The 5147-nt window shown below is 67.1% G+C and carries 3 protein-coding genes; 2 read left to right on the plus strand and 1 reads right to left on the minus strand.

Features of this window, described 5'->3' with window-relative positions:
- The first annotated feature begins 177 nt into the window (after nucleotides 1-177).
- Together ACSAMQ_RS19840 and ACSAMQ_RS19845 are read left to right on the plus strand one after the other, a co-directional pair.
- Nucleotides 178-1245: an SPFH domain-containing protein gene (locus tag ACSAMQ_RS19840; protein WP_435397307.1), complete on the plus strand. Its 1068-nt coding sequence runs from the start codon at nucleotides 178-180 to the stop codon at nucleotides 1243-1245.
- Nucleotides 1245-2348 carry a hypothetical protein gene (locus tag ACSAMQ_RS19845; protein WP_435397308.1) on the plus strand — a complete coding sequence of 368 codons (1104 nt, stop codon included), beginning with the start codon at nucleotides 1245-1247 and terminating at the stop codon, nucleotides 2346-2348. Before ACSAMQ_RS19840 ends, ACSAMQ_RS19845 begins: the two co-directional genes overlap by 1 nt.
- A 1822-nt stretch (nucleotides 2349-4170) precedes the next feature.
- On the opposite strand, the gene ACSAMQ_RS19850 is transcribed toward ACSAMQ_RS19845, so the two are convergent.
- Nucleotides 4171-5147: tRNA modification GTPase (locus tag ACSAMQ_RS19850; protein WP_435397309.1), on the minus strand; the 977-nt coding region annotated here is incomplete at its 5' end.

The following is a 5147-nucleotide window of genomic DNA, read 5'->3' on the forward strand; positions in this document are numbered from 1 at the left end:
GGCCGTGCGCCGGCCCGGTCGGGGCCGGTCTGCGCCGTCGGTGCGCAACCGCCCCGCCCACCCCGTGCAGGCGGGCCGGTCGGGTCCGAATAGTCGGCCGCCCGGCCGGATTCCGGTCCTCGCTGGCTTCAGCCCGGTGTGCTCTAGAATCGCCGCACCACAGGAAGGGAGCGGCACATGAGTATTCTGGGTTTCATCAAGGGCGAGCTGCTGGAGATCATCGAGTGGACCGATGATTCGCGCGACACCCTGTCGTACCGTTACCCGGACGACGACAAGGAAATCAAGAACGGCGCCCAGCTGATCGTGCGCGAGTCGCAGCAGGTGCAGTTCGTCGCCGCCGGCCAGTACGCCGACCTGTTCGGACCCGGCAAGCACACCCTCAAGACCGAGAACATCCCGGTCCTGTCGACCATCCTGGGCTGGAAGTACGGCTTCGACTCGCCGTTCAAGTGCGACGTCTACTTCCTCAACACCCGCCTGTTCACCGGCAACAAGTGGGGCACCTCGAACCCGGTGATGATGCGCGACGCCGACTTCGGCGTGGTCCGCCTGCGCGCCTTCGGCACCTACGATTTCCGCATCGTCGACGCACCGAAGTTCCTCAGGGAAGTGGCCGGCACCGACCAGAATTTCCGCCTCGACGAATTCGCCGACACCATGCGTTCGCGCATCGTCAGCGTGTTCACCGAAGCGCTGGCGACCGCCAACGTGCCGGCGCTCGACGTCGCCTCGCGCTACGGCGAACTCGGCGACGCGTTGCTGCCGATCATCAACCCGGCCATGACCGGCAAGTACGGCATCGAGATCACCGCCTTCGTGCTCGAGAACGTCTCGGTGCCGCCGGAGGTCGAGAAGGCCATCGACGCGCGCTCGAGCATGGGCGTGGTCGGCAACCTCAACGACTACGTGAAGTTCCAGATGGGCCACGCCATGGGCCAGGGCGGCGAAGCCGGCGCGGCCGCCGCGGTGCCGGCGCAGATGGCGGTCGGTTTCGGCATCGCCCAGGAGATGATGCGCAGCATGCAGAGCGGACAGGCGCAGGCTCCCGCCGGCGCGACGCCGCCGCCGTTGCCAGGCGGCAACGCGCTCGAGGTGCTGACCCCCGAGCAGGCCGCCGCCGCGCTCGGCGTCTCGGTCGAGGACGTGATGGCCGCGATCGCCGCGGGCGAACTCAAGGCCCGCAAGATCGGCAGCGCCACCCGCATCGCCAAGGCCGCCCTCGAAGAATTCCTGCGCGGCTGATGGATAACGCCACCGTCGGCAAGCATCCCTGCCCGGAGTGCGGCGGGGATCTGCAATGGAATGCGGCCAAGCAATCCCTGGCCTGCCCCTACTGCGGCACGATCGTGCCGTGGTCGCCCGCGCAGGAAGCGCTGGGCGAGCAGGTCGTGGAACTGGATCTGGTCAGCGCTCTCGCTCACCACCCCAGCGATCAGCGCGGCTACGGCGGTGGCGGCGAGCGCCGAGAAGTGCAGTGCCAGAGCTGCAAGGCGATCTCGGTGTTCGTCGACGGCAAGGTCGCACAGCGCTGCGAGTTCTGCGGCTCGCCGGCGGTGATCGACCACGAATCGCTCGGCGACGCGATCACCCCGCAGAGCCTGCTGCCGTTCAAGATCAGCGACGGCCAGGTCCGCGACAGCATCCGCAAGTGGTACGGCACCCGCTGGTTCGCGCCGAACCGGCTCAAGAACGCGGCCCTTACCGACACCCTCAAAGGCGTGTACCTGCCGTACTGGACGTTCGACGCCCATGTCTCGGCGGAGTGGACCGCGGAGGCCGGTCATTATTACTACGAGACCGAGAGCTACTTCGAGAACGGCCAGCGCAAGACCCGCCAGGTGCGCCACACCCGCTGGGAACCCGCGGCCGGGTCGTTGCAGCATTTCTTCGACGACGACCTGGTGCCCGGCACGGTCGGCGTGCACGCGAACCTGCTGCAGCAGATCGGCCAGTTCCCGACCACCAGCGACCTCAAGCCCTACTCGCCCGAGTTCGTGCGCGGCTGGATCGTCGAGCGCTACCAGGTCGACCTGCGCGCCGCCTCGGTGCTCAGCGAAAGCTCGATGCAGGAACAGACCCGCAGCCTGTGTTCGGCGCAAGTCCCGGGCGACACCCAGCGCAATCTGCAGGTCGACGCCACTTATCGCGGCCGCACCTTCAAGCACATCCTGGTCCCGGTCTGGCTGGTCAGCTACACCTACGGCTCGCGCAGCTTCCAGGTACTGGCCAACGGCTACACCGGCCAGCTCGCCGGCGAGCGCCCCTACAGCTGGGTCAAGATTTTCTTCGCGGTGGTGGCGGCGTTGATCGCGGCGGTGGTGGTGTTCGGGGTGTTGGGACGCTGATCGCGGCGGCGGGACGCTGATCGCGCGGAAGCAGGTGGTTGCGGCGGCGTGAGCGAGTTCGTCCTGGATACTTTCGGCCGTTGGCCGCTGGCTGTCGCCGCCGTCGTTGCCGTCGCCGTTGTTGGAGGTTGGAAGTTGGTTGGCGGTTGGCGGTTGGCGGTTGGCGGTTGGCGGTTGGCGGTTGGCGGTTGGCGGTTGGCGGTTGGCGGAAGCTTCGCTCTTTCTCGATCAGCGTAACCAACCCTCCCCTGTAGGAGCGACGTGAGTCGCGACCGCGACCTCTCAACATCACGCCGATGCCGGCCGTAGCCGTCAGGGTAGCGGCGCGAGCCGCGACCATGGGACGCGCTGAAGTAACAAGCCGTCGTCATCCATCGAAGCGGCGCGCTTTCGCCGGGTAGGAGCGGCGCAAGCCGCGACCGCGTCGTTACGGTCTTGCGGCGCCTCTTTCGTCTAATCGATCAAGATCAAACCCAAAGCTTCCGCCACTAAAGCGGCGGGTTACTTTCTTTTGTCATAAGCAACAAAAGAAAGGTAACCAAAGAAAAGTGCTTTTCTCTAGATCACAAGCCCGCACGAGCGATGCCGACGCAGTGATTTTTCATACGGGACCTCCCTGTCCCGATGAAAAACGGCGCGCATCCCTGGGCGCCGCCCTCCGGGTCTTCGATTGCCTTCGCGAGTGCTCGGCGACGCACAGCAAAAGCAACGGCCAAAGCCGCAAACAGCCGACGCGCGCGACGCCACCTCCCTGTAGGAGCGACGTGAGTCGCGACCACGGAACGCGCAGAGACAATGATGCCTATGTCATCCATCGAAGCGGCGTCTCTTTCGCCGGGGTAGGAGCGGCGCAAGCCGCGACCGCGAACCTGCGGCCCGCGGCGTAGGCGATTGGGATTGCGCGGTCGCGGCTTACGCCGCTCCTACAGTGGTCGGTACGCGGCGCCGTTGTCGTTGTCGTTGTCGTTGTCGTTGTCGTTGTCGGGATTTTGATCTGGTTTGCTTTATGGCTTTGCTTGGCGCTTTGCCGGTCAAAAGCAGACCCGTAGGGCGGCCCGCAGGGAGGCGGGCCGTGCGCAAGCAGGCCATGGATGGCCTGTCTGGAGCATCCCTGCGTCGGCATCGATCATGCGGGCTTGTGCCCTTGCAGGGAAAAGCACTTTTCTTTGGTGACTTTCTTTTGTTGCTTTGGACAAAAGAAAGTTACCCGCACCCTTTAGGGGGCGGAAGCTTTGCTGTTGCTTCACCGTCCTGCGGCAAGAAACGCCGCAACCGGAGACGACGCGGTCGCGACTTGCGTCGCTCCTACCCCGCGAGAGTTAACGGCTTCGACCGGTGACTTCCGCGTTGTGGACTCTGCGCGTGCCTTGGTCGCGGCTTACGCCGCTCCTACAGGGACTGCGGCCAGGAACGCCGTGAGGTCGTGCCGACGCGGTCGCGACTTGCGTCGCTCCTACCCCGCGAGAGTTAACGGCTTCGACCGGTGACTTCCGCGTTGTGGACTCTGCGCGTGCCTTGGTCGCGGCTTACGCCGCTTCTACAGGGACTGCGGCCAGGAACGCCGTGAGGTCGTGCCGACGCGGTCGCGACTTGCGTCGCTTCTACCCCGCGAGAGTTAACGGCTTCGACCGGTGACCTTCGCGTTATGGACTCTGCGAGTGCCTTGGTCGCGGCTTACGCCGCTCCTACAGGGGCTGCGGCCAGTGACGCCGCGAGGCTGGGCCAGCGCGGTCGCCGCCTACGCCGCTGTGCCCTTGGAGCTACGGAAAACGACGAGGCGAAACCGAAACAACGCGATCGCCGGTCGCGACCCGACGCCGCGCTACTTGCCGATGCAGAAGCTCGAGAAGATATGCCCCAGCAGATCGTCGGCGCGCACGCGGCCGGTGATTTCGCCGAGCGCTTCGTGCGCTTGGCGCAGGGCCTCGGCGGCGAGGTCGAGCATCTCGTGATCGAGTTGCACCCGCGCGTCGTCGAGTTCTTCGCGCGCGCGCAGCAGGGCGTCGACATGACGGGCGCGCGCGGTGAAGGCGCCTTCCGAAGACTCGGCGGTATCGCCCTGGGCCAGGGCGCGCAAGCGCGCGTGCAGGCCGTCGAGGCCGGCGCCGCTGCGCGCGGAGACGAACACGCGGTCTTCGCCGCCGATGTCGACCGGCGTCGGCGAGCCGTAGTCGGATTCGATCAGGTCGATCTTGTTGTAGACGTAGAGCCGCACCGGCACCTCGGCGATCGCCTCGGCGACCGCCTGCAAGCCGGTTTCCGGATCGCTCGCGTCGAGCACCACGATCGCCAGGTCGGCGCGTTCGAGTTCGCCGCGGGCGCGGCGCATGCCTTCGCGCTCGATCGCATCGCCGCCGTCGCGCAGGCCGGCGGTGTCGACCAGGGTCAGTTCGACGCCGTCGAGCTTGACCGTCTCGTGCAGCAGGTCGCGGGTGGTGCCGGCGATGTCGGTGACGATGGCGCGGTCGCTGCCGGCCAAGGCGTTCAACAGCGAGCTCTTGCCGGCATTCGGGGGGCCGACGATCACCGCATGCAGGCCGTCGCGCAGGCGGCGACCGCGTTCGGCCGCGGCGAGCAGGTCGTCGAGCGAGGCCGAAGCGGCGGCGAAGCGCGCGCGCAGGGCCGAACCGCCCAGGGTGTCGAGCGGTTCGTCGGCGAAGTCGATCGCCGCCTCGACGTGGACGCGGATCGCGAGCAGGTCGCCGGCGAGGGCCTCGGCCCGGCGCGAGAACTCGCCGGCGAGGGCGCGCCGGGCGGCGCGCGCGGCGGGGACGTCGGCCGCGGCGATCAGGTCGGCCA

This window comes from Lysobacter sp. 1R34A, assembly GCF_051217035.1.
GTDB lineage: Bacteria > Pseudomonadota > Gammaproteobacteria > Xanthomonadales > Xanthomonadaceae > Lysobacter.